A 24,719-nucleotide genomic window follows, 5' to 3' on the forward strand; every position below is an offset into this window, starting at 1 on the left:
GTCACTCCCCCGGCGGCCATGCGTCACTCCCCCCCCCGGTGGCCGTGCGTCACTCCCGCCGGTGTCGGCTCACTCGACCACGTGCCGGCCCTCGGGCCGGGCGCTGCACGAGGCGCGGAAGGCGCAGTGGGTGCAGTGCTGGCCGGTGCTCGGGGTGAACCGCTCGTCCAGGACCTTCCCGGCTGCGGTGGCCAGCAGGTCGCCGACCCACTCCCCCGACAGCGGCTCCTGCGCCTGCGTCCTGGGCAGGGTCTCGCCGCCGTCGCGTTTGGCGGCGCCCTGTCTGAGGTGGACCAGTTCGGCGCCGCCCGGATCGGGGCGGGCGTCGGCGAAGGCGGTGTCGACGGCGCCCTCGCGGACGGCGAGCTGGTAGACGGCCAGCTGGGGGTGGCGGGCCACCTCGGCGGCGCTGGGCGCCTGCTTGCCGGTCTTGAAGTCGACCACATAGGCCCGGCCGTCGCCGTCGGTCTCCACGCGGTCCATCTGGCCCCGGATGCGGACCTGGTAGCCGCCCGCTTCGAGGGTGACGTCGAAGTCCTGCTCGCTGGCCACCGGGGTGCGCCCCGCGCGGTCCAGGACGTGCCAGTTCAGGAAGCGCTCGAGCGCCACGCGCGCGTTGTCCTTCTCCTGCCGGGACTTCCAGGGCGCGTCGAAGGCGAGCGCGTTCCACACCGAGTCGAGGCGCTCCATGAGCACATCGAGGTCGGCCGGGGTACGGCCGGAGGCGACCTCGTCGGCGAGGACGTGGACGACGTTGCCGAAGCCCTGCGCGGTCGTCGCGGGCGCGTCCGCCTTGACCTCGCGGCCGAGGAACCATTGCAGCGCGCAGGTGTTGGCGAGCTGGTCGAGCGCGCTGCCGGAGAGGACGACGGGCTCGTCGGGGCGGCGCAGCGGCACCCTGCTCTCGGTGGGCTCGAACATCCCCCACCAGCGGTAGGGGTGCGCGGACGGCACCAGCGGGCGGCCGTCCTCGTCGGCGAGCGCGGCCAGCCGGGCCAGCCGGCGGGCGGCCGCCTCGCGCAGCGCGGCGGACACGCGCGGATCGACCGTGGTCGCGCGCAGCTCGGCGACGAGTGCGGCGACCGACAGCGGACGGCGCGGACGGCCGGTGACGTCCTTCGGCTCGACGCCGAGTTCGGTCAGGAACCGGGAGGGCTGGTCGCCGTCGTCGGCCGGGGCCTTCACGGCGGTGACGACGAGCCGTTCACGCGCGCGCGTGGCGGCGACGTAGAACAGGCGGCGTTCCTCGGCGAGCAGCGCGCCCGGGGTCAGCGGTTCGGCGAGTCCGTCCCGGCCGATCCGGTCGGCCTCCAGCAGCGAGCCGCGCCGGCGCAGGTCGGGCCAGAGCCCCTCCTGGACGCCGGCGACGACGACCAGCCGCCACTCCAGGCCCTTGGCGCGGTGCGCGGTCATCAGGCGGACGGCTTCGGGCCGCACCACGCGGCGGGTGAGGGTGTCGGCCGCGATGTCCTCGGCCTCGATCTCCTCCAGGAAGTTCAGGGCGCCACGGCCTCCGGTGCGCTCCTCCGCGCGCGCGGCGGTGGCGAACAGCGCGCAGACGGCGTCCAGGTCGCGGTCGGCGTTGCGGCCCGCCGCGCCGCCGCGCCGGGCGGCCCGCTCCAGCCGCCCGGGCCAGGGTGTGCCGTCCCAGAGGTCCCACAGTGCCTCCTCGGCCGTGCCGCCGGCCGCGAGGCGTTCCCGTGCGGTGCGCAGCAGCGCGCCGAGGCGCTGCGCACCGCGCGCGTAGGCCGGGTCGTGCACCGCCAGGCGCTCGGGCTCCGCGAGCGCCCGCGTGAGCAGCTCGTCGGACGGCGGCGGCAGCGGATTCCCGGCGGCCCGCTCCTCGTCGCGCAGGGCACGCCCGAGACGACGTAGATCGGCGGCGTCCATACCGGCGAGGGGGGAGGCGAGCAGGGTGAGCGCGGTCTCGGTGTCCAGCCAACAGTCGCCCAGGGCAGAGGCGCCGGCACCGTCGGCGGAGGGTGCTCCGTCGGCCGGGCCGGAGGCTTCGCCGGGCGAGGGTGCTCCGTCAGCCTGGTCAGAGGCTTCGCCGAGCGAGGGTGCTCCGTCAGCCTGGTCAGAGGCTTCGCCGAGCGAGGGTGCTCCGTCAGCCTGGTCAGAGGCTTCGCCGGACGAGGGTGCTCCGTCAGCCTGGTCAGAGGCTTCGCCGGACGAGGTCCCCATGCCGGGAGCCACCTCACGGGAGCCCGGCTCGCCGGGTGCCGCCTCGGCGTCGGCCACCCCGGAGGCCGCCTCAGAGGAGGTCCCGGCCGGAGCCGCCTCACCGGAGCCCGCCCCGCCGGAGGCCGTCCCGCCGGAGGCCGTCTCCGTGTCGGTCGCCGGGATCGTCGGCCGCGTGCCTTCCTGGCGCCGCGCTTCCGCGGTGGCGACCGCGCGGAGGGCTGTCAGCAGGGGGGCCACGGCCGGTTCGTGGCGCAGCGGGAGATCGTCGCCGTCGATGTCCAGGGGGACACCGGCCGCGGTGAGGGCGCGGCGGAGGGTGGGCAGGCTGCGGGAGCCGGCCCGTACCAGGACGGCCATCTCGCGCCAGGGGACGCCGTCCTCCAGGTGCGCCCGGCGCAGGATGTCCGCGATGTTGTCCATCTCCGTACCGAGCGTCGGGTACGTGTAGACCTCGACGCGGCCGCCGTCCCGTACGGCCGTCGGCTCGCGGTGGGTGCGGACCGTGTCGGCGGGCAGCCGGGGCAGGGGCATGCGCTGGGTGATCAGCCGGGTCGCGGCCAGCAGGGCGGCTCCGGAGCGCCGGGAGGTGCGCAGCACCTGCACGGGCGCGGGGCGTCCGTCCGGGCGCGGGAAGGCCGCGGGGAAGTCGAGGATGCCGTTCACGTCGGCGCCCCGGAAGGTGTAGATCGACTGGTCGGGATCGCCGAAGGCCACCAGGGTGCGGCCGCCGCCGGCCAGCGCGTGCAGGAGCCGCACCTGGGCGGGGTCCGTGTCCTGGTACTCGTCCACGTACACGGCGTCGTACTGGCCGGCGAGCCGGGCGGCGACCTCGGGGCGGCGGGCGAGCAGCACCGCGCGGTGGACGAGTTCCGCGTAGTCGATCACGCCCTGGAGGTCGAGCACGTCGAGGTACTCGGCGAGGAACGCCGCGGCCGCCCGCCAGTCGGGGCGGCCGGTACGGCGGGCGAAGGCGTCCAGCGCGGCGGGCGCGAGCCCCAGCTCACGGGTGCGGGCGAGCACCGCGCGGACCTCGTCGGCGAAACCGCGTGTGGTGAGGCAGGCGCGCAGCTCGTCCGGCCAGCGCACATGGTTCAGGCCGAGCCGCTCCAGCTCGGGCTGACCGGCGAGCAGCTCACGGACGGTGACGTCCTGCTCGGGGCCGGAGAGCAGACGCAGCGGCTCGGCGAACAGGCCGCTGTCCTGGTGGGCGCGGAGCAGGGCGTAGGCGTACGAGTGGAAGGTGGTCGCCCGGGGCGCGCGGGCGGCACCGATGCGCAGGGCCATGCGGTCGCGCAGGTCGACGGCCGCCTTGCGGCTGAAGGTGAGGACCAGGATCCGCTCGGGGTCGGCGCCCCGCGCGATGCGCCCGGCGACGGACTCGACCAGGGTGGTGGTCTTTCCGGTGCCGGGGCCAGCGAGGACGAGCAGCGGGCCCGAGCCGTGGTCGACCACGGTCTGCTGGGCCGCGTCCAGGCGAGGGGAGTCCACGCGGTCCGGCGGGGTACGAACCAGTCGGTAAGCGCCACGGCTCCCCGGCCGCACCTGGGGGTGCGGCTGGTGCCTGGTGGAGGAAGAGGAGCTCACGTGGTCGGCCGGTCCTGGTGGTTGTGCTGGTGGGCAGGCGGTCACGCGCGCGAGGCGGTGGCCGCGGGGTGAAGGGGACACGCGCAGCCGACGCTACGCCGCGGCTCAGGGCGGAAGGAGGACTTCCGTTTCTTCCCTCGCGGCGCCCGCGTCACGCGAGTCCCGTACCCATCGAACGTACGTCATGCCCCGGGTGTCCCCGCCGTCACCCGTTCGGACCACGGCTCGTCCCCGGCGGCCGCCGATGGCGGAAGCTGTCAGGTGTGAGCCTCAGCACCTGCGCCGCCGTCCCAGCGGGCGCGCCGCATGTCGAGCCGCGGCAGATGGCCCTCCGCGGCCCGGCCCGCCTGCTTCAGCGGCGTGCCCTCCGCGCGGTAGTGGGCGAGCGCCCGCAGCTCGTGTCCGGGCAGCAGCACGCCGTCGGCCCGTACGACCCGCCACCACGGCACCGCGCCGCCGTAGAGGGACATCACCCGGCCGACCTGGCGGGGACCTCCCTCCTCGAGCCACTCGGCGACGTCCCCGTAGGTCATCACCCGGCCGGGCGGGATCAGCTCGGCGACCTGGAGGACCCGCTCCGCGTACTCCGGCAGCGCGTCGCCGTGCGCCTCTGGGGTGTCCCCGGCGGGGCTCTGCTCGCTCATTCGGCCCATCCTGCCGCACCCCTCCGACAGCGCGGCCCACTCGCTCCGCGGCTGCGCTTCCGGCAGACTGTGCGCCCGCGCATCCGCACCCTGATGCCCGCGCGTGTCGGCGGGGCATGCCACCATCGTGCGGGCGGTGACCGGTGATACGAGACCAAGAAGAGACCATGAATCAGCAGGGTGTGCACCCCGAAGGCGCGGCGGGCACCCCTGGCGCCGCCGCGCGCCCCGGCCCCGCCCCCGCGGGCGATGACGCCCAGAAGGCGCACGGGGACGACACCAGCAGACCCACGGACGACGCCACGCGCGCGCGTGGCGACGACACCGCGGCCGAGGGGGAGCACATCCCCCAGAATCCGCCGCCCGACCGCGGCGCCGGCGACGACGCGCACGCCGAGGCGGTGGAGGGCGACGAACCCCTGCTCCCCGCGCGCGTGCACCGCCCCTCCGACCTGATGCGGCTCCTGGTCGGCGTGCTCGCCATCGTCGTGGTGCTGGCGATCGCCGGATTCGCGCACGGCACCACCTCGGGCCTCGAACAGGACATCAACAAGGGCACCGGCCAGGCCCCCGACCTGCTGATCAGATTCGCCGGGCTGGCGTCCAGCATCGCGATCCTGCTGGTCCCGGTCGCCTTCGCGATCGAGCGGCTGATCAAACGCGACGGGCTGCGCATCGCCGACGGCGTCCTGGCGGCCGTCCTCGCCCACGGTGTGACCCTGGCCACCGACCTGTGGGTCGCCCGGGCCGCCCCGGACTCGATCCAGGAGGCGCTGACCCAGCCCGCGCCGGGCGACCTGCACGCGCTCACCGACCCGGTGCACGGCTATCTGGCGCCCGTCATCGCCTATATGACGGCCGTCGGCATGTCCCGCAGACCCCGCTGGCGCGCGGTGCTGTGGATCGTGCTGCTGCTCGACGCGTTCTCGATGCTGGTCACCGGCTACACGACACCGTTCTCGATCATCCTGACGGTGCTGATCGGCTGGACCATCGCCTACGGCACCCTGTACGCCGTCGGCTCGCCCAATGTGCGGCCCACCGGGCAGACCCTGATGGCGGGCCTCAGGCACGTCGGTTTCCGCCCGCTCAGCGCGGCCCGCGAGGAGACCTCCGAGACGGAGAACGGCGACCGCGGCCGGCGCTACTTCGTCACCCTGGAGGACGGTCCGCCGCTGGACGTCACGGTCGTCGACCGGGAGCAGCAGGCGCAGGGCTTCTTCTACCGGGCCTGGCGCAATCTGACCCTGCGCGGCTTCGCCACCCGCTCCAGCCTGCAATCCCTGCGTCAGGCCCTGGAGCAGGAGGCGCTGCTGGCGTACGCGGCGATCGCGGCGGGCGCCAACGCGCCCAAGCTGATCGCCACCTCCGAGCTGGGCCCCGACGCGGTGATGCTCGTCTACGAGCACACCGGCGGGCGCACCCTGGACTCGCTGGCCGACGAGGAGATCACCGACGAGCTGCTGCGGAACACCTGGCAGCAGGTGCGGGCGTTGCAGTCCCGGCGCATCGCACACCGCAGGCTGGCCGGTGACGCGGTTCTGGTGGATCGTTCCGGCACGGTGATCCTCACGGAGCTGCGCGGCGGCGAGATCGCGGCCGGCGATCTGCTGCTGCGCATGGACGTGGCCCAGCTGCTCACCACCCTCGGACTGCGCGTGGGTGCCGAGCGGGCCGTGGCCTCGGCGGTCCGGGTGCTCGGGCCGGACGCGGTCGCCGACTGTCTGCCGCTGCTCCAGCCGATCGCCCTGACCCGCTCCACGCGCGCGACGCTGCGCAGACTGGCCCGGGAGCGGGCCCAGCGCGAGCGTGAGGCGGTCCTGGAGGCCTCCCGGCAAGCCAAGCAGGCCCGGCTGGAGGAAGCCGCGCAGGACGACGGCGCGGGCGTCTCCGCCAAGGCCGGCAGAAAGGCCGACAAGAAGGCCGTACGCGCCGAGGCCCGGGCCGAGAAGCGGGCCATCGACGAAGCCATCGAGGAAGCGCGCGAGGAGGATCTGCTCACCCAGATCCGCCACGAGGTGCTGCGGATCAGGCCGCAGGCACCGGTGGAGCCGGCCCGGCTGGAGCGGGTGCGGCCGCGCACCCTGATCAGTTTCATCGCCGGTGCCATCGGCGCGTACTTCCTGCTGACGCAGCTCACACACATCGAGTTCGGTCCGCTGGTCGCCCACGCGCAGTGGGGCTGGGTCGTGGCGGCCGTGCTGTTCTCGGCGGTCAGCTATGTCGCGGCGGCGATGCAGCTGCTCGGGTTCGTGCCCGAGCGGGTGCCGTTCCTGCGGGCGGCGGCGGCTCAGGTCGCCGGCTCGTTCGTGAAGATCGTGGCACCGGCCGCGGTGGGCGGTGTGGCCCTCAACACGCGGTACCTCCAGCGCGCGGGGGTCCGGCCGGGGCTCGCGGTGGCGAGCGTGGGCGCGTCGCAGCTGGCGGGGCTCGGCTGCCACATCCTGATGCTGCTGTCCTTCGGCTATCTCACCGGCACCGAGAAGACGCCGTCCCTGTCGCCGTCCCGGACGGTCATCGCGGGTCTGCTGACGGTCGCGGTGCTGGTGCTCGTGGTGACCTCGGTGCCGTTCCTGCGGAAATTCGTCGTCACGCGCGTGAGGTCGCTGTTCGCGGGTGTGGTGCCCCGCATGCTCGACGTGCTCCAGCGGCCGCAGAAGCTCATCACCGGCATCGGCGGCATCCTGCTGCTGACCTTCTGCTTCGTGATGTGCCTGGACGCCTCCATCCGGGCGTTCGGCGACGGCTCGACCTCGCTGAGCATCGCCAGCGTCGCCGTGGTCTTCCTCGCCGGCAACGCGCTCGGATCCGCGGCGCCCACCCCGGGCGGCGTGGGCGCGGTGGAGGCGACCCTCACGGTCGGTCTGATCGCCGTCGGCCTGCCCAAGGAGGTCGCCGCGCCGGCCGTGCTTTTGTACCGGCTGCTGACCCTGTGGCTCCCGGTACTGCCGGGCTGGCTGGCCTTCAACCACCTGAGCCGCAAGGGAGCCCTGTAGCGGCCCCGGCGCGGGCCGCCGGCGTACCTCGGACGGCCCGCGCCCCGAGCGCCCCGGCGTGCGCGCCCCCAGGATGGGAGCATGGCGAACCCCTCCCGCTGCCGCGCCACCGTCCTGACCACCGCAGCCGTGCTGCTCTGCGCCCTGCTGGCCGGATGCGGTGACGGCAAGAAGGACGGGGATCTCACGGCGCAGAAGCTGGACTGGAAGGACTGCCCCGCACCCTCCGAGGCGGAGGGCGGCGGCAGCGCCCCGTCACCGCTGCCGAACGGCGGAACCTGGCAGTGCGCCACCATGCAGGCGCCCCTGGACTGGAGCAAGCCCAAGGGCGACACCATCGGCATCGCCCTCATCCGTGCCAGGGCCAGCGGTCCGGCGAGCAGAAGGATCGGCTCGCTCGTGTTCAACTTCGGCGGCCCGGGCGGCAGCGGGGTCAGCACACTGCCCGCGTTCGGCACCGACTACGCCGCCCTGCGCACCCGTTACGACCTGGTCAGCTTCGACCCGCGCGGGGTCGGCCGCAGCGCACCGGTGAAGTGCGAGAGCGACTCCCAGCTGGACGTGTACTTCCAGCAGGACGCGACCCCCGACGACAGCGCCGAGCGCACCCAACTCCTGGACCGCACCAAGCAGTTCAACGCGGCCTGTCAGAAGAAATCCCAGCGCATCCTGCCGTACGTGCGCACCACGGACGCGGCCCGCGACATGGACCTGATGCGCCAGGTCCTCGGCGACGCCAAACTCCACTACTTCGGCATCTCCTACGGCACCGAACTCGGCGGGGTCTACGCCCACCTGTTCCCGAAGAACGTCGGCCGCGCCGTCCTCGACGCCGTCGTCGACCCCACCCAGAACCCGGAACAGAGCGCGCTCGGGCAGGCCGAGGGGTTCCAGCTCGCGCTCGACAACTTCGCCGCGGACTGCACCTCGAAGAGCACGGAATGCCCGATCGGGAACACCGCCCAGGACGTCAAGGACCGCATCGCGAAACTGCTGAACGACCTGGAGAAGAAGCCGATCCCGGGGATCTTCCCGCGCCAGCTCACCCAGACCGCCGCCACCAACGGCATCGCGCAGTCCCTGTACTCCAAGGACTTCTGGGAGTACCTCACCGAAGGCCTGGCGCAGGCGTACGAGGGCGACGGCAAGGTGCTCATGCTGCTGTCGGACTCGATGAACGGCCGCAGCGAGAACGGCGAGTACAGCAACATCACCGCGGCGAACATCGCCATCAACTGCGCCGACGAGAAGCCGCGGTACACCGCCGACGACGTCCAGCGGAAGCTGCCCGAGTTCCGCGCCGCCTCCCCGCTGTTCGGCGACTACCTGGCCTGGTCCATGATCAGCTGCACCGACTGGCCGGTGCCGGGCGCGGCCGACCATCCCGATGTCAGCGCGTCCGGGTCGGCGCCCATCCTCGTCGTCGGCAACACCGGCGACCCGGCCACGCCGTACGAGGGCGCGAAGAAGATGGTGGACGCGCTCGGCAAGGGCGTCGCCGTCGAGCTGACGTACAAGGGCCAGGGGCACGGCGCGTACGACAGCAAGAACAGGTGCGTGCAGAGCGCGGTGAACGGCTACCTGCTCGACGGCACGGAACCCAAGCCCGGCACGGTCTGCTCCTGACGCCCTGCGCACCGCGCCCGAGTGCGGACGCGTCCGACCCAAGAAATCTCGGTAAACTCGCAGGTCAGAGAGTTATCCACAGGCCCGCACGGGCTTGGCCCGGGGCGCCTACCATGGCCTGAACGCCCGGCGCGGCACGACGCGCAGGGCCTGTCAGGGGGGTGCGCATGGTGCGAGTCTCGCGGTGGGCGGCCGCCGTGGCCGCCGCATTGCTGGTGGCCGGCTGCGGCGGTGGCGCGTCGGACGAGGGGAAGAACACGGGCGAGGGCAAGGGCACGGCGCCTCCCCCATCTGCGAGGCACACCTCGGCGGCCCTGCCGGCCTCCCTGACCTCCCAGCACCTCGACTGGCACGGCTGCAAGGCCACCGATGGCTCGCCCGCGCCGAGCGCCGACTGGCAGTGCGCGACCCTCACGGCGCCGCTCGACTGGTCCCGGCCGGGCGGTACGACGATCGGGCTCGCCCTGATCCGCGCGCAGGCGACCGGCGGCGACCGCATCGGCTCGCTGCTGTTCAACTTCGGCGGCCCCGGCGGCTCGGGCGTGTCGACGCTGCCGTACTACGCGGCCACCGCCGCCGCCCTGCGCGAGCACTACGACCTGGTGAGCTGGGATCCGCGCGGGGTCGGCGGGAGCGAGGGCGTGCGCTGCCGCGGCGACCGGCAGCTCGAGGCCGCCGAGGACGTGGACGCCACACCGGACACCCCGGCCGAGGAGAAGGCGTATCTGGCGGACGCCGCCGACTTCGGCAAGGGCTGCCAGAAGGCCGCCGGCCGGCTGCTGTCCCATGTGTCCACCACGGACACCGCCCGCGACATGGACCTGATGCGCCAGGTCCTCGGCGACACCCGGATGCACTACGTCGGCATCTCCTACGGCACCGAACTCGGCGGCGTCTACGCCCACCTGTTCCCGGCCCACGTGGGGCGGCTGGTCCTGGACGCGGTGGTGGACCCCACGGCGGACACGGTGGGGCAGGCCGAGAACCAGGCCCGCGGCTTCCAGCGGGCGCTGGACGACTATCTGAAGTCCACCGGCCAGGACCCCGCTCAGGGCTCGCAGAAGATCGCCGGTCTGCTGAAGCGGCTCGACGCCGAGCCGCTGCCCGCGTCCTCCGGGCGGAGGCTCACCCAGACGCTCGCGGTCACCGGGATCGTGCTGCCGCTGTACAGCCAGTCCAGCTGGCCGACACTGACCCGCGCCCTGGACGCGGCGGAGCGGGGCGACGGTGCGCCGCTGCTCGCCCTCGCGGACGACTACAACGAGCGGGACGCGACGGGCCACTACGGCACGGTGTCCCATTCCCAGCGGGTCATATCGTGCCTGGACGAACGGCAGCGGCCGACGCCCGCCGAGACGAGGAAGCGGCTCGCCCGGTTCGAGCGGATCTCCCCGGTGTTCGGGGACTTCCTGGGCTGGGACACGGCCGGCTGGTGCCACGACTGGCCGGTACCGGGCCAGTTCGAGCACCCCGAGGTGAGCGCACCGGGCGCGGCACCCGTCCTGGTCGTCGGCAACACGGGCGACCCGGCGACCCCGTACGAGGGCGCGCGCCGGATGGTCGACGGGCTGGGCAAGGGGGTCGGCGTCGAGCTGACCTGGAAGGGCGAGGGACACGGCGCGTACGGCAACGGCAACGAATGTGTCGACTCGACGGTGAACGCCTATCTGCTGCACGGAACCGTCCCGAAGGACGGCACGGTCTGCTCATGACGTCCGGCAGTCCGGCTCGACGTGCGCGGCCATCTGAGCGTGCCTACGCTTGAGTTGCATCCGGCTGCTGCGCAGGGGGGTCCCGCTTGAGCGGGTGGCAACTCAACTCCCTTACATCGCAAGAAGGCGGGCCAATCATGGCTGCTGCACCTGAGACTCCGGTACTCGACACGATCGCCGCCATGACGATCGACTCCATCGAGCACTGCCACATGGACGAGCGCACGCTGATCCTGTCCCGCATCGCCGCACTCGTGGCCATGGACGCACCAGCGATCTCCTACCTGGCCCACATCAACCCCGCGATCAAGGCCGAGTTCACGGTCGAACAGCTCCAGGACCTGCTCGTCGCCATCGCTCCCGTCGTCGGGACAGCACGCGTCATGTCGGCCGCAGGCCACATAGCCCAGGCGTTCGGTGTCGCACTCGCCCTGGCCGACAGCGAAGCCGAAGCCATCGCCCAGGCCGAAGCCGACAGCCGTCCCGTCTCCTAGACACCCACACTGCCGGAAGCCCACGGCATCTGAGCAGCTCAGAGCCGTGGGCTTCGTCAGTCCCGCTGGCCGGCGGGACCTGTGATCAGTAGACCGGCTTGTGCGGTTCGATCTGGTTGACCCAGCCGATGACGCCGCCGCCGACGTGGACCGCGTCGGCGAAGCCCGCGGACTTCAGGACCGCCAGGACTTCCGCACTGCGGACACCCGTCTTGCAGTGCAAGACGATCTTCCGGTCCTGCGGGAGGCTCTCCAGAGCCGTGCCCATCAGGAACTCGTTCTTCGGGATCAGCTTGGCGCCCGGGATGGAGACGATCTCGTACTCGTTCGGCTCACGGACGTCGATGATCTCGATGCTCTCGCCGTCGTCGATCCACTCCTTGAGCTGCTTGGGAGTGATCGTCGAACCGGCGGCCGCCTCCTGGGCCTCCTCGGAGACGACGCCGCAGAAGGCCTCGTAGTCGATGAGCTCGGTGACGGTCGGGTTCTCGCCGCAGACCGCGCAGTTGGGGTCCTTGCGGACCTTGACCTGGCGGTAGGTCATCTCCAGGGCGTCGTAGATCATCAGGCGGCCGACCAGCGGCTCGCCGATGCCCGCGAGGAGCTTGATGGCCTCGTTGACCTGGATGGAGCCGATGGACGCGCAGAGCACGCCCAGGACGCCGCCCTCGGCGCAGGAGGGGACCATGCCCGGCGGCGGGGGCTCCGGGTAGAGGCAGCGGTAGCAGGGGCCGTGCTCCGACCAGAAGACCGAGGCCTGGCCGTCGAAGCGGTAGATCGAACCCCAGACGTACGGCTTGTTCAGCAGCACGCACGCGTCGTTGACCAGGTAGCGGGTCGCGAAGTTGTCCGTGCCGTCGATGATCAGGTCGTACTGGCTGAACAGGTCCATCACGTTGTCGGCCTCGAGCCGCTCCTCGTGCAGGACCACGTTGACGTACGGGTTGATGCCCTGGACGGTGTCACGCGCGGACGCGGCCTTGGAGCGGCCGATGTCGGACTGACTGTGGATGATCTGGCGCTGCAGGTTCGACTCGTCGACCTCGTCGAACTCCACGATGCCCAGCGTGCCCACGCCCGCGGCGGCCAGGTACATCAGCGCCGGCGAGCCCAGGCCGCCGGCGCCCACACAGAGCACCTTGGCGTTCTTCAGCCGCTTCTGCCCGTCCATGCCCACATCGGGGATGATCAGGTGGCGGGAGTACCTGCGGACCTCGTCTACGGTGAGCTCATCAGCTGGCTCGACCAGGGGTGGCAGCGACACGGGAACTCCGTTGGTCGGTCAATCACTACAGATGTTCTCCTCGTAACACTGCCATGGCCATCTTCATTCCGAGACACCTGTTCCGATACGCGAGACAATGTCGTCCCAGTAGCCGGGCATGGTCTCCCAGGGGCCGGTGCGGCCGTCCCGGTCGGTGTGGTCCGTGAAGTAGATCGTCGCCGCGCCCTGCCAGCGCGCGATGCGCAGCGCCTCCTCCAGATGGCCCCGGGGCACCCCGTGCACGAAGTGGCAGAAGCGGTCGGGCGGGTAGTCGGCGGTCCACTCGGCCGCCTGCGACCAGCGGTACTCGCTCCACGGGCCGGCGAAGGTCACCAGCTGGTCGGCCTGCTCGGCGTAGCCCGGGTACGGGTGGCTGCCGTGCCCGAGGACGATGTGAGCGCTGTCACTGATCGCCCGGAGAGTGGTGACCGCGCGCCGGACCTCGGACAGGGCGGCGCGCCCGCCGGGGCAGCGGTCCAGCAGGAAGCCGTCGACCCGGTACCAGTCCAGATAGCGGTGCGCGTCGGCGAGCAGGTCGCCGAAGACCCGGGCGCCGTAGGTGAGGTCCAGGTGGCCCAGGACCCGGACGCCGGCGCCGCGCAGCCGTCCGGTGGCCTCCAGGCAGTGCGGGTCGGGGCGGCTGCCGGGGCCCGCGGCCACATCGAGGACGACCCAGTCCACCGGCACTCCGGGGCGGGCGAGTTCGGCCCACTGGGCGGGGGCGACGAGCGGGTGGGCGTAGCCGGGGATGCCGAGGGCGGTGCGCAGGCCGGTGCCGGTGGCGGCCGGCGCACCGCCGGTCAGATGCGGCATGCCGCCTCCATCCAGATGTCGGCCAGGGACTCCTCGAGGTTGATCCGGGGCCGCCAGCCGAGCCGGTCGCGGGCGGTGCGCACATCGGCCTGCTGCCAGCTGCCGCAGCCGTCCGGGTACGGGTACGCGACCGGGACCCCGTCGTGATCGGCGCGGGGGTGACCGATGGCCGCGCGCAGCGGTCCGGGCGGGGTGTCGAGTTCGTGCAGGGCGCCGCCGTATCCGGCCACGCGCGCGAGGACGGCGGCGGCGTCTCTGAGGCGGACGGCGCGGCCGGAGCCGATGTTGATGACGCCCTGCGCGGCGGAGAGCGAGGCGGCGTGCACGGCGCGCGCGACGTCGCGGACGTCGACGAAGTCGCGCTGGACGCCGAGGCCGCCGAGCTTGAGTTCGCCGTCGCCGGACTGCATCGCGCGCCGCATGGCCTCGGCGAGCCGGCCGAGCGGGGAGCCGGCCGGGGTGCCGGGGCCGGCGGGCGAGAAGACGCGCAGGACGACCGCGTCGAGGCCGGAGCCAAGGACCAGTTCGGTCGCGGCGAGCTTGCTCACGCCGTACGGGCCGCCGGGGCGCGGTACGGCGTCCTCGGCCGTGGAGGAGCCGGGCTGGCTGGGGCCGTACTCGGAGCTGCACCCGATCTGCACCAGCCGGGCGCCGCAGCCGCTGCGGCGCAGCGCCTCGCAGACGGTGGCGACGGCGACCGTGTTGTGCCGGGTCAGTTCGCGGGCGCCGCCCCGGGTGGCGCCGGCGCAGTTGATCACGACTCCGGGGTGGACCGCGTCGAGGAAGCGGGTGAGCGCGCCGGGGCTGCCGGTGGCGAGGTCGAAGCGGACGTCGGCGTCGTCGCCGCGGCCGAGCGCGGTGAGCTGGACGGCGGGGTCGGCGAGCAGGCGGTCGGCGACGAAGCGGCCGAGGTAGCCGTTGGCTCCGATCAGCAGAACCCTCATCGCGCGCCTCCCGGGGTGTGCGCGCCGGTGGTACGGACCGGCGTGAGAGCCCCGGCGAGGGCCGGCGCGAGGGGCCCGGCGGGGGTCCCGGTGGATCCGGGGGCTCCGGCCGGTCCGGGTGTGCGGAGGGCTCCGGTGGCTGCGGACGCTCGGGGGCGGGCGGTGGTCATCTGGTGTTCTCCTTCAGGGGGGTGGTGCGAGGTGCCTCCGGTGGCGTGCCGGTCCGGCGGCGCACGATTCACTCGGGGCGCTCCGGGGCGGCTCGGGCGCTCCGGTGGTCGTTCAGGTGCGCAGGTCGTCGCTCGGGCGCGCCCGTGCTCACTCAGGTGCTCTCGTGGTCGCTCGGTACTCCCTGGTTCACTCGGATGCTCCTGTGGGCGCGTGGGCCGAGGCCTGGGTGAGGGTGCGGCCGGCGTGCAGCAGCAGGGCCAGGGCGGCGGTGCCGCAGGCGAGTACCGGTACGACGGTGGCGCCCCAGGCGGTGATCAGGGTGCGGGCGGGCGTCGCGAGGACCGCGCAGCCGGGCAGCCGGCCGGCCAGGAGCAGGGCGAGGGTCATGGCCTCGGTGGCCGCGGCGGCTCCCAGGGCGAGGGCGGGGGCGTGCCGGTGGTGGTGCACGGCGAGCAGCCGGGCGAGCAGCAGGAGCGCGCCCAGCGCGAGGGGCTGCCCGTAGGCCACCGGCTCGTGCAGGACGGTGCCGCACAGCGGGAGCAGCGCGGCGAGCGCGCCCAGGAACAGGGCGAAGGTGCCGAAGAGCAGCGGTTTCGCCGCGTCCCGGAACTCCTCCAGGCCCCGGCTGCCGGCGAGCCTGCGGCGGGCGCCGGCGGTGAGCAGGTGCGCGCACCAGGCAGCCGGGGCGCAGGCCAGCAGGAGTGCCAGGACCGGCGCGGTGGCGGTGGGCCAGGGGCCGTCCGGGGCGCCGGTGGGCAGGGCGTCGGGCCCGCCGCTGTCGACCGCCCGCAGCAGTCCGTCGCCGAAGAGGGCGTAGGCCAGCAGCCACAGCGTCCACACGCGCGTGCCGCTCGCCGTCCGCCAGGTGTGCGTGCCGGGCGGTGCGGCGAGGGGGCCCTGGCGCAGTGCGGCGCGCAGGGCGAGCGCCACGGCGAGGATGCCGCCGAGGCCGACCAGCAGGCGCGGTTGGCCGGCGGTGAGGCGGAGTCCCGCCACGGTGGCCGTGCCGAGCGCCCCGGGCAGCAGGGTGAGCAGGACCCAGCCGGGACGGACCCGGGGCACGGGCGGCGGCTCGGGCCCGGGGCGCGGTTCGCCGGTGCGCGGCACGCGCGCGTACAGCTCTTCGGCGAGCGAGAAGACGTCCCGGTGCCGGAAGCGCACGGCGGTCCGGTCGGTGACCCCGTGCACCTCCAGGCCGGCCGCGATCTCCAGCGGGTCCACGGCCCGCTCGCACAGCTCGCGGTGCCGGTGCAGCAGGGCCTTCACGGGGTCGGCACCGGCCCGCCGGGGTGCGGGGCCGCGCCCTGCGACCGGCTGCGGACCGGCGACGACACCCACCCGGCCGGGGCCGGTCGGCGGGGCGGGCTCGGCCTGGGCCCGGGGCCCGGCCGACGCGGGCGCGCTCGCGCCGGCCGAGGGCACCATGGCCCGCGACCGCGCGTCCCACGGATCCGCACCGCTCGGCATCCCGGGGCCGTCCGAGCCCCTCCCCGGGCGGGGCACCGCCGTTTCCTCCGCCTCGTTCACCGCGCCCCCTCCACTGCCGCCAGCGAGGTCGCCCGTACCGGCGCGCCCGTGGCCCAGGCCGGGACGGACCGGGGAAGGACGCGCGCCGTGGGGCCGGTCCAGTCGCCGGGGACGCGGGACTCGGCGGGGGCGGCGAACGGCAGGGGCTCCCCGGTCTCGCCCAGGACCACCCGGCGCACCGGGCAGTGCGAAACGATCTCCAGGTAAATGCCGTGAAATGCCGCGATGTTCTGCTCGACGGTGAACAGTTCGAGCGCCCGGGCGCGCGCGGCGGCACCGAGGCGCGCACGGCGCTCGGGGTCGCGCAGCAGCGCCACGCACGCCTCGGCGAGCGCCCGGGGGTTGCGCGGGGGCACGACGAGACCGGTGCCGCCGATGACCTCCACCACGGCTCCGGCGTCCGTGGACACCGTGGCCCGGCCGCAGAACATGGCCTCGACCAGGCTGATCGGAAAGCCCTCCACCACGCTGGAGAGCACCACGACGGCGCCCGCGGCGTACGCGTCCGGCAGGGTGGGTGCCTCGGGGCCGCCGATCTCCTCGAAGGAGACGGGGTTGTCGCCGACGGCGTGCGCGCCCTCCGCCTCGTCCGGGAAGAGCTGGGCGGCGAGCCCCCGGCAGTGGCCCAGGTAGGCCTCGCCCTCGGGGCCGGCCGGCGCGCCGACGATCCGCAGCCGGGCCGTGGGTTCCTCCTTGCGGACCTCGGCGAAGGCGTGCAGCAGGGAGATCAGGTCCTTGGTGGGCTCGACCCGGCCGACCCAGACCAGGGTGTCCGGGTCGGCGCGGTCCGGGGACTCGCCGGCCTCCGTGAAGCGGGCGGCGTCCATGCCCGGGTGGACCGTGCGGATCCGGGCCCGGTCGGCACCGCAGCGTTCCTGCCAGCGGCGGGCGTGTGCGTTGCCGGGGGTGAGGATCTCGGCCCGGCGGTAGACCTCCGCGGCGAGCCGGCCGTGGAAGGCGGCCAGGAGCGCGCGTACGGCGGGGGCGGCGGCGTCGGGGCCGAGGGCCAGGTAGTGCGAGCGGAGCTGCACGCCGTACTCGGTGACCAGCAGCGGCACACCGCAGAAGTGCCGGGCGAGCAGCCCGGGGAGGGCGGCCGGGCCGCCGGCGGTGGCGTGGCACAGATCGGCCGCGCCGAGGTCGGCGTCGCCGTACCAGTCGAGGGAGAGGGGGCGCAGGGCGCGTTCGAGGTGCGCGGCGACGGCGAGCAGTTCGGGGACCCGCGCCTCGCGCGCCGTGCGCAGCGCGCCGGGGGCGCGGCAGGCGCGTTCCAGGGTGCGTACGGCGGTGTCGGAGCGCAGGGCGCCGACCAGTCCACCGTGCTCGCGGGCGAGTTCGGCGAGTCCGTACAGCGCGGTGCCGAAACGGTCCGCCACACCATCGGCCGAGCCGTCCGCACCACCGCCTGCGACGGTTTCGGTCCCGGCGCAGACCGCGCCGACCAGCTCGCCGTAGCACTCGGTGAAGCGCCGGCGCGCGCGCCGCCCGTACCCGGCCCCGTCGTCCTCGGCCGTCCACAGCGGTGCCGTTCGCACCCGGCCGACCTGCGGTGGGAGCGGGACCCAGCCCTCGTCCTCCTGGCGCCTACTGCGGCTGAGCGCGTAGATGTCGAACTCGTGCTGATCGAGCCCGCGCACGAGCCGGTCGCACCAGAGTCCGGCGTCACCGCTCACATACGGGTAGCCACCCTCCGTCAGCAGTCCGATGCGCACGTGTGCACCCCCGATCTCCCGTTCGGTGAGCCGCCGTCGTCCGGCGGCTCGCAGCGGGACGAACGTAAGCGGACAAGGCGGTGGCGCGACGGACGGTTGTCCATCGCGCCACCAAAAGGGGTGAACGGACGTAACTTTCGCGTGCGGGTCGCGTTTCCCGGCGCTAAGGCGGCACAGTGCTATCGCGCGTGCACGAAACGTTACGCCACGGCGGGTGCGCGGCGGGCCGCGCGGCGCCGCGCGGCCAGTTCCGGGTCGAGCGCGGGTACGGCGGCCAGAAGTTGGCGGGTGTACGCCTCGCGCGGGCTGTCGTACACCTCGTCGGCCGGGCCGTACTCGACCAGTCGGCCCTTGCGCATGACCGCCACCCGGTCGCTGACCTGGCGGACGACGGCGAGGTCGTGCGCGATGAAGACCAGCGCGAGGCCCAGTTCCCGCTGGAGTTCGCCGAGCAGGGCGACCACCTGGGCCTGGGTGGTGACGTCCAGCGCGGAGACCGGCTCGTCGCAGACGATGACGCGCGGCTCGGCGGCGAGCGCGCGGGCGATGCCGATGCGCTGGCGCTGGCCGCCGCTGAACTCGTGCGGGTAGCGGTCGTAGTGCGCCCCTTCGAGCCCCACGCGCTCCAGCAGTTCTGTCACGCGCTGCCTGATGCGCCGTTCGTCGCGCTCGCCCCGCGCGCGCAGCGGGTCGGCGACGGACTCGCCCACGCTGCGGCGCGGGTTGAGGGAGGAGACGGGGTCCTGGAAGACCATCTGCACGGCGGGATGCACGCCGGTGTGCGGACGGCCCGCGTAGCGGATGGCACCGGCCGTCGGCTCCAGCAGTCCGACCAGCATGCGGCCGAGCGTGGTCTTGCCGCTGCCGCTCTCGCCGACGACGCCGAGGGTCTCGCCCCGCCGCAGGGTCAGCGAGACGTCGTCCACGGCGGCGAACGCCCGTCTGCCGCGCCCGAACTCGCGCCGCACCCCGGTGGCCTCCAGCACGACCTCGTCAGCGGCCCGGGAGCCGGTGCGGCGCGCGTCCACGCGCGGGACGGCGTCGAGGAGTTCGCGGGTGTACGACTGCGCGGGCGCCGCGAGGACCTCTCCCACGGGGCCGTGCTCGACGGCCCTGCCGTGCCGCATGACGAGCACCTCGTCGACGCTCTCGGCGGCCACGCCCACGTCGTGGGTGACGAGCAGCAGGCCCATGCCGGTCTCCTCGCGCAGCGTGTGCAGCAGATCGAGGATCTGGGCCTGGACGGTGACGTCGAGCGCGGTGGTCGGCTCGTCGGCGATCAGCAGCTCGGGCTCGCAGGCGAGCGCCATGGCGATGAGCGCGCGCTGGCGCATGCCGCCGCTGAACTCGTGCGGGCGCGACCGGGAGCGCCGTACCGCGTCCGGGATGCCGACCCGGTCGAGCACCTCCACGGCACGCGCGCGTGCGGCGCGGCGCGACACGCGCGTGTGCACGCGGTACACCTCGGCGATCTGGTCGCCGACCGCGTAGTAGGGGTCGAGGGAGGACAGCGGGTCCTGGAAGACCATGGCGGCGCGGGCGCCGCGCAGCCGTCGCAGCTCCTCGTCGGTGGCCGTCTGCACGTCGGTGCCGGCCACCCGGACCGTGCCCCCGACCCGGGCGCCGGTGCCCCGGTGCAGACCCAGCAGGGCACCCGCGACCGTGGACTTGCCGGATCCGGACTCGCCGACGAGGGCCAGCGCGCCGCCCTTCGCCAGGCTGAAGGAGAGCCCGTCCACGGCCCGCAGCGCGCCGAACTCGACGGTCAGGTCCGTCACTTCCACCAGGCTCATACGAGCACCACCCGTCGGTCGGCCACCGCGTACAGCACGTCCGCGACGGCGTTGGCGATGACCACGAAGAATCCGATGACCAGGACCATCCCGACGACCACCGGCAGATCGACGACCTTCACGGCGCGCACCAGCTCCTGGCCGATGCCGGGCAGGCCGAACAGGGTCTCGGTGAGCACGGCACCGCCGACGGCCGAGCCGAAGGTGACGGCGTTGAGCGCGATGACGGACGCCGTCGCCCCGCGCAGCGCGTGCCGCACGATCAGCGCGCGCTCGCCGACGCCGTAGGCGCGGAACGTGCGGATGTGGTCCTCGGCCAGCGTCTCCAGCATCGACGCCCGGGTCAGGCGGGCGAAGTTGGCCGCCTCGATGAGGGCGAGCGAGAGCCAGGGCAGCAGCAGGTTCCACGCCCACTGTTCGGGGTCGTCGGTGAAGGCCACGTACTCCGGGAAGGGCAGCAGCTCCAGTTCGCCGCAGACGACGATCATCAGGACGAGGCCGATGACGAAGACGGGTGTGGCGACGCCCGCCAGGGTGACCGTGGTCAGGATCCGCTCGGTGAGACGGCCGCGCCGCCACGCGGACAGCACGCCGGTGCCGATGCCGAGCAGCAGCCAGATCACCATCGCGCCGAGCACCAGCGAGAAGCTCACCGGGAGCTTGGTGAGGATGATGTCGGTGACCTGCCGGCCGCTCTGGTACGACTCGCCGAGGCAGGGTGCCGCGCAGTGCTCGACACCGGTGCCGGTCGAGAAGTCCTGGCCCGCGAAGATGCCCTGCACGAAGTGGCCGAAGCGGACGTACAGCGGGTCGTCCAGGTGCAGTTGCTGCGCGACCTGGTGGACCTGTTCCGGGGAGCAGCGGGGGCCGCAGGTGATCTGGGCGACGTTGCCGGGGGTGACGTAGAAGACGACGTAGATGATCACCGAGAGCGCGAACAGGGTGACCACGGCGCCGATCAGGCGGCGCAGTACGAAACCGGTGAGGCCGCTCATGCCCGGTCCTCCTTCCGCACGGTCGCCCGGGCCTCGCGCTTGCGGCCGGTGCCGATGCGCAGCCGGGAGGCCGCGCGCGGGTCCAGGGCGACGCGGACGCCGTCGCCGAGGACGGTCAGCGCGAACACGGTCACGAACAGGGCGGCGGCGGGCAGCAGCAAATACTGCGGGGCCGCCTGGTACCAGACGTCGGCGGAGGTGAGCATCTGTCCCCACGAGGGCGTGGGCGGCTTGACGCCGACGCCGAGGAAGGACAGGGCCGCCTCGGCGCTGATGTTCGCGGGGATCAGCAGGGCCGCGTAGGTGATGACCGGCGCGGCGAGTCCCGGGAGCAGCTCCCGGACGGCGATCCGGCCGGTGCTCCAGCCGCTGAGCCGGGCCGCGGCGACATGGTCGAGGTTCTTCAGGGTGAGGGTCTGCGCCCGCACCATCTTCGCGGTGGTGCTCCAGCCGCTGACCAGGGCGATGACGAGGGCGACGAGCACCGGCCGGGGGAAGCCGTCCGGTACGACGGCCAGCAGCGCCAGCGCCATGATCATCAGCGGCATGGCGACGAAGATGTCGGTCACGCGGCTCAGGACCAGGTCGACCCAGCGGTTGCCGAGGCCGGCGGCGACGCCCATGGCGAGGCCGAGGACCACCTGCACCACCGTGGCGCCCAGCGCGACGCCCAGGGACACCCGCGCCCCGTACACCAGCCGGGCGAACAGGTCACGGCCGGTCTGCGGTTCGACGCCGAGCCAGTGGTCGGCGCCGATGCCGCCGAGGGAGCCGACGGGCACGCCGCCGCGCGCGGAGTCGATCAGCGCCGGGTGGTAGCTGGTGGGGTCCTGGCCCTCCAGGGCGGTGAGCAGCGGCGCGGCGAGCGCGACCAGGACGAGCAGCGCGACGACGGCCGCGGCGACCAGGGCGGCGCGCTGCGCCCGCAGCCGCCGCCAGAACTGACGGGCCCCCGAGACCGCGGAGGCGGCGGTGTCCGCCCCCGCGGTCTCGACGGCGACAAGTGCCTCGCTCACGGCGCTACTTCACCGCGACCTGGGAGATGTCCAGTACACCGGTCCAGTCGCTGATGACGATGTTCTTGACGTCCTTGCCGTACAGACGCTTGTAGACCGGGTGGAACAGCGGGACGACGAGGGCCTTCTCGCCGATCTTCTTGTCCAGTGCACCCCATCGCTTGGCAGCCGCGTCAAGGTCGGTCAACTTGTTGATCGCGTCAATCTCGTCATTGACCGACTTGTCGTTGAGCAGGCCCGTGTTGAAGTTCGCTCCATCCTTGACGATCTGCCGGCCGTCGAAGATGGGCGCGAGGAACGGGCCGCCGGAGGGCCAGTCGGCACCCCAGTGGGCGAGGAAGAAGCCCGGCTCGGTCTTCACCGCGTGGATGGTGTCCCGGTAGGCGTTGTCCTCCAGGCCCTGGAGCCTGACCGTGATGCCGGCCTTCTTGAGCGCGTCCTGGACGGCGGTCGCGATCTCGGGGCTGGTCTCGAAGTCCTTGGCGTTGGAATGGGTCAGCGTCACCGTGAGCCCGTTCTTGTAGCCGGCCTGGGCGAGCAGCTCCCTGGCCTTGGCCGGGTTGCCGGAGGCACCCGCCGGGAACGGGTCGTACGGCGTGTAGCCGAAGGACTTCTGGTCGGGCAGGAAGGTGGTCGCGGACTCGGCGAGCGCGGAGCCGCCGGCCGCGTTGACCACGGAGGAGCGGTCGACCGCGTAGGCGATCGCCTCCCGGACCTTGGGGTTGTCGAACGGCTTCACGGTCGGGTTGAACGCGAGGTAGTTCGTGTAGCCGAAGTGGCCGGTGCCCACGCGTGCGGCCAGCTCCTTGTCGCCGCTCACCTTGGCCAGCTCGGCGGGGCCGAGGTTGGTGTCCGTGGTGACGGCCGCGGCGTCCGCTCCCTGAGACGCGGACAGCCGCTGGTTGATCACCGAGGAGTCGATGCCGGAGCGGACGTCGACGGTGTCCGGGTAGGCCTTGCGCTGGTCGTCGACGGCCGGGGACCAGTACGGGTTGCGCTGGAGCAGCAGGTGCTCGCCGTCGTTCTCGTTCTTGACGACCTTGTAGGGGCCGGAGGAGACCGGGTGCTCCTCGTACTTGGTGCCCGTGTCCTTGCTCTTCGGGACCGGGGTGAACTGCGTCTGGGTGGCCAGGTAGGGGAACTCGCCCTCGGGCTTGACCAGGTGGAAGACGATGGTCCGGCTGTCCGGCGTCTCGATCGCCGACAGCCCCTTCTTGTCCTTGTACGGCCCCTGGTAGTCGGCGGCGCCGACCAGCCAGTCCCGCAGATAGGGCGCTCCGCCGGAGAGTTCGGGGGCGAAGGAGCGCTCGATGCCGTACTTGACGTCGGCCGAGGTGATCGGCGTGCCGTCCTCGTACTTCAGCCCCTTCTTCAGGGTGTACGTCCACACGGTCGCGTCCTTGCTGGGACGCCCGGTGTCGGTGGCGAGGTCCGGGACCGCCTTCGCGCCGGCCGCGCCGTTGGCCCGGTGGCGGGTGGTGAGGGTGCGGAACACCAGCGACGGAACGTTTCCGCCGCCGGAGGTGTAGAGGCGCGCGGGGTCGAAGTCGGTCTGCGGCTCGGAGTTCAGGACCGTGAGCGTGCCGCCCTTGTGGGGCGTGGAGTCGCCACCGGAGCCCTTGGCATCGCTGTCCTTCGGGCCACAGGCGGCGGCGCCCGCTGCCACGACCAGGGCAAGCGAAACAGTCGCCGCGCGGGCTCTCTTCACGGACGGTTGACGCATGGGGATGACGACCTCTCGGGGACATGTCGAGGATTTCTCGACCATGGGATGTCTCGGAATGCGAGACGGTGAGACGAGGGATGAGACGACTGCGGACAGTCGTCGGCCCCGGCGCCGGGTCGTCGAAAAGGGGTCCGTGAAGTGACGGACGGAAAGGTGGAGAGAAGTCGCGACGCGAACGCCAGGGAGGCGGCGTCAGCGACAGTGGATGTCGGACACGCAGAGCGGGGTCACGCCGATGAGCGCCAGCTCGATGGCGGCGCTGTCGAGAGCAGCATGACTAGACCACATGCGCAAGAATATGCAACGACCATCCGGCTCATGTCAATGTGACATGAGTGGATCCTGTCAACTCCCTGGATACGGCCATGGATTGGGTAGACAGTGGATTCCGTCGTGGTTGAGGAACTTGGTCTGCTGCTGCATGACCGGCGCCAGCTCGCCGTCCTTCTGACACGACACATGGCCGTGGCCGAGCCGGTGGCCGACCTCGTGGTTGATGAGCATCTGCCGGTACGCGTGGATCTTGTTCCCGTACGTCTTGCTGCCCTGCGCCCACCGGTAGGCGTTGATCATCACGCGTTCGGTGGCGGCCGAGTCGCAGGAGACGTTGTCCTCCGTGGTGTCCAGCCCCGACTTGGCGCACCACTGGGCGGTGGTGCCCGGGCTCGCCAGGGTGATGACGAAGTCGGGCTTGCCGGAGGAGATCCGCTCGAAGGTCTTCGCGCCGCCGTGGGCCCAGCTGCGGTCGTCGTTCAGCGTCTTCTGCACGGCCTCCGCGAACAGCGCGCCGTCCAGCCCGAGCCCCTGCTCGACGTCGATCCGGTAGCGGTACTTCTGCCCGGTGCCGGGCGCCTTGTCGAAACCGGGCACGGCGTCGAACTTCCCGGAGCCCTTCAGCTTCGCGCTCAGCGGGTACGTACGGTCCATCTTCTGCTCGTACGTCAGCGTCACCCCGCCCGGTGCGGCGGAGGGCGTCGCGCCGCCGGTGGCCCGGGTGTCCCGCGCCCGGCCCGCGGCCGACGGCGCGGCGCCGCCGCCCCGCGCCCCGGCCACCTGCCCGGCGACCACCACCGCGAGCACGGTGGTGACGGCGGCCGCGGCGATCCCGGTGTAGGTCCGGCCCCGGCCGCTGCCCCGCTGCGCCGGCACGTCGGCCTGCGGCGCCTCGGCCGGCCGGGTCCCGGCGGGGGGTACGGCACTGGGAGCGGCCGCCTGCTCGTCGGTTCCCTCGGGGCTCCGGGCGCCGGTGCATCCGGCTTCGAAGGCGTCGAGGTAGTCCTGCCGGGGACCGGGCGTCCGTCCCGGCGCCCGGCGCTGCCGGGGCAGCGTCACACCGGGCCCGCCGGCCCCGGCCGCCTTCGTGAACTCGCCCCAGCCTCCGCCTGCTTCCCGCTGCTCCGGATGCCCACCACGGGCATCCGCCTCATCGGGCAGACGGGGGACACCGCGCGCGGGGGTGCCGTCGGGCAACCGCGGGATCCCCTGCGCGGGCGTGCCCGGAGGGAAGCCGGGCGTGCC

Annotated in this window: 17 protein-coding genes; 4 read left to right on the plus strand and 13 right to left on the minus strand. The window is 73.2% G+C overall.

What is annotated here, in order from left to right; all coding sequences use genetic code 11:
* Positions 1-69: 69 nt before the first annotated feature.
* Both ACZ5CZ_RS16520 and ACZ5CZ_RS16525 read right to left on the minus strand, forming a co-directional pair.
* Complete coding sequence (locus tag ACZ5CZ_RS16520) at positions 70-3,768, minus strand: ATP-dependent helicase (RefSeq protein ID WP_468943278.1); 3,699 nt, start codon at positions 3,766-3,768, stop codon at positions 70-72.
* A gap of 257 nt (positions 3,769-4,025) precedes the next feature.
* Positions 4,026-4,412, minus strand: coding sequence for an MGMT family protein (locus ACZ5CZ_RS16525; RefSeq protein ID WP_385840128.1), 387 nt, complete (start codon positions 4,410-4,412; stop codon positions 4,026-4,028).
* A 167-nt stretch (positions 4,413-4,579) separates the two neighbouring features.
* Here ACZ5CZ_RS16525 and ACZ5CZ_RS16530 point away from each other — a divergent pair, with 167 nt between their 5' ends.
* The 4 genes from ACZ5CZ_RS16530 (at position 4,580) to ACZ5CZ_RS16545 (ending at position 11,240) form a co-directional block, all read left to right on the plus strand.
* Positions 4,580-7,408 carry a lysylphosphatidylglycerol synthase domain-containing protein gene (locus ACZ5CZ_RS16530; RefSeq protein ID WP_385840130.1) on the plus strand — a complete coding sequence of 943 codons (2,829 nt, stop codon included), beginning with the start codon at positions 4,580-4,582 and terminating at the stop codon, positions 7,406-7,408.
* Positions 7,409-7,489: 81 nt separating this feature from the next.
* On the plus strand, positions 7,490-9,034 hold the full coding sequence (locus ACZ5CZ_RS16535; RefSeq protein ID WP_468943282.1) for an alpha/beta hydrolase: 1,545 nt from the start codon (positions 7,490-7,492) through the stop codon (positions 9,032-9,034).
* Positions 9,035-9,201: 167 nt separating this feature from the next.
* The gene (locus ACZ5CZ_RS16540) at positions 9,202-10,746 is read left to right on the plus strand and encodes an alpha/beta hydrolase (RefSeq protein WP_468943285.1); all 1,545 of its coding nucleotides are present in this window, start codon (positions 9,202-9,204) and stop codon (positions 10,744-10,746) included.
* Positions 10,747-10,883: 137 nt separating this feature from the next.
* Positions 10,884-11,240: a carboxymuconolactone decarboxylase gene (locus ACZ5CZ_RS16545; RefSeq protein ID WP_468943287.1), complete on the plus strand. Its 357-nt coding sequence runs from the start codon at positions 10,884-10,886 to the stop codon at positions 11,238-11,240.
* An 85-nt stretch (positions 11,241-11,325) separates the two neighbouring features.
* Here ACZ5CZ_RS16545 and moeZ read toward each other — a convergent pair whose 3' ends face one another.
* The 11 genes from moeZ to ACZ5CZ_RS16600 all read right to left on the minus strand — a co-directional run bounded on the left by moeZ (position 11,326) and on the right by ACZ5CZ_RS16600 (position 24,671).
* Positions 11,326-12,504, minus strand: coding sequence for an adenylyltransferase/sulfurtransferase MoeZ (moeZ, locus tag ACZ5CZ_RS16550; RefSeq protein ID WP_385840135.1), 1,179 nt, complete (start codon positions 12,502-12,504; stop codon positions 11,326-11,328).
* 63 nt (positions 12,505-12,567) lie between these two features.
* Positions 12,568-13,317: a spherulation-specific family 4 protein gene (locus ACZ5CZ_RS16555; protein ID WP_385840137.1), complete on the minus strand. Its 750-nt coding sequence runs from the start codon at positions 13,315-13,317 to the stop codon at positions 12,568-12,570.
* Entirely contained in the window at positions 13,305-14,261 is a 957-nt protein-coding gene (locus ACZ5CZ_RS16560; RefSeq protein ID WP_385840138.1) for an NAD-dependent epimerase/dehydratase family protein, read from the minus strand. The genes ACZ5CZ_RS16555 and ACZ5CZ_RS16560 overlap by 13 nt, the downstream gene beginning before the upstream one ends.
* A gap of 357 nt (positions 14,262-14,618) precedes the next feature.
* A complete protein-coding gene (locus tag ACZ5CZ_RS16565) occupies positions 14,619-15,698 on the minus strand; it encodes a hypothetical protein (RefSeq protein ID WP_468943573.1) in 1,080 nt (359 codons plus the stop codon).
* 257 nt (positions 15,699-15,955) lie between these two features.
* Positions 15,956-17,671 carry a DUF3492 domain-containing protein gene (locus tag ACZ5CZ_RS16570; protein ID WP_468943291.1) on the minus strand — a complete coding sequence of 572 codons (1,716 nt, stop codon included), beginning with the start codon at positions 17,669-17,671 and terminating at the stop codon, positions 15,956-15,958.
* 200 nt (positions 17,672-17,871) lie between these two features.
* Positions 17,872-19,464, minus strand: a complete 1,593-nt coding sequence (locus ACZ5CZ_RS16575; protein ID WP_385840140.1) for a dipeptide ABC transporter ATP-binding protein — start codon at positions 19,462-19,464, stop codon at positions 17,872-17,874.
* Positions 19,461-20,459 (minus strand): ABC transporter permease, encoded by a 999-nt coding sequence (locus ACZ5CZ_RS16580; protein ID WP_385840141.1) that lies wholly within the window; start codon positions 20,457-20,459, stop codon positions 19,461-19,463. The genes ACZ5CZ_RS16575 and ACZ5CZ_RS16580 overlap by 4 nt, the downstream gene beginning before the upstream one ends.
* Entirely contained in the window at positions 20,456-21,475 is a 1,020-nt protein-coding gene (locus tag ACZ5CZ_RS16585) for an ABC transporter permease (RefSeq protein WP_468943294.1), read from the minus strand. Before ACZ5CZ_RS16585 ends, ACZ5CZ_RS16580 begins: the two co-directional genes overlap by 4 nt.
* 4 nt (positions 21,476-21,479) lie before the next feature.
* Entirely contained in the window at positions 21,480-23,198 is a 1,719-nt protein-coding gene (locus ACZ5CZ_RS16590; RefSeq protein ID WP_468943296.1) for an ABC transporter substrate-binding protein, read from the minus strand.
* A 195-nt stretch (positions 23,199-23,393) separates the two neighbouring features.
* On the minus strand, positions 23,394-23,489 hold the full coding sequence (locus tag ACZ5CZ_RS16595; protein WP_468943298.1) for an Ms4533A family Cys-rich leader peptide: 96 nt from the start codon (positions 23,487-23,489) through the stop codon (positions 23,394-23,396).
* Positions 23,490-23,546: 57 nt separating this feature from the next.
* Complete coding sequence (locus ACZ5CZ_RS16600; protein WP_468943301.1) at positions 23,547-24,671, minus strand: DUF3152 domain-containing protein; 1,125 nt, start codon at positions 24,669-24,671, stop codon at positions 23,547-23,549.
* Positions 24,672-24,719 lie beyond the last annotated feature (48 nt).

This window comes from Streptomyces sp. NPDC031418, assembly GCF_055581605.1.

Excerpts from the sequence above, each read along its gene's own strand:
- ACZ5CZ_RS16595 (WP_468943298.1), bottom strand. The coding sequence starts at position 23,489 with ATGTGGTCTAGTCATGCTGCTCTCGACAGCGCCGCCATCGAGCTGGCG.
- ACZ5CZ_RS16535 (WP_468943282.1), top strand. The coding sequence starts at position 7,490 with ATGGCGAACCCCTCCCGCTGCCGCGCCACCGTCCTGACCACCGCAGCC.
- ACZ5CZ_RS16555 (WP_385840137.1), bottom strand. The coding sequence starts at position 13,317 with ATGCCGCATCTGACCGGCGGTGCGCCGGCCGCCACCGGCACCGGCCTG.
- ACZ5CZ_RS16575 (WP_385840140.1), bottom strand. The coding sequence starts at position 19,464 with ATGAGCCTGGTGGAAGTGACGGACCTGACCGTCGAGTTCGGCGCGCTG.
- ACZ5CZ_RS16540 (WP_468943285.1), top strand. The coding sequence starts at position 9,202 with ATGGTGCGAGTCTCGCGGTGGGCGGCCGCCGTGGCCGCCGCATTGCTG.
- ACZ5CZ_RS16545 (WP_468943287.1), top strand. The coding sequence starts at position 10,884 with ATGGCTGCTGCACCTGAGACTCCGGTACTCGACACGATCGCCGCCATG.
- ACZ5CZ_RS16530 (WP_385840130.1), top strand. The coding sequence starts at position 4,580 with ATGAATCAGCAGGGTGTGCACCCCGAAGGCGCGGCGGGCACCCCTGGC.
- ACZ5CZ_RS16525 (WP_385840128.1), bottom strand. The coding sequence starts at position 4,412 with ATGAGCGAGCAGAGCCCCGCCGGGGACACCCCAGAGGCGCACGGCGAC.
- ACZ5CZ_RS16590 (WP_468943296.1), bottom strand. The coding sequence starts at position 23,198 with ATGCGTCAACCGTCCGTGAAGAGAGCCCGCGCGGCGACTGTTTCGCTT.
- ACZ5CZ_RS16580 (WP_385840141.1), bottom strand. The coding sequence starts at position 20,459 with ATGAGCGGCCTCACCGGTTTCGTACTGCGCCGCCTGATCGGCGCCGTG.
- ACZ5CZ_RS16560 (WP_385840138.1), bottom strand. The coding sequence starts at position 14,261 with ATGAGGGTTCTGCTGATCGGAGCCAACGGCTACCTCGGCCGCTTCGTC.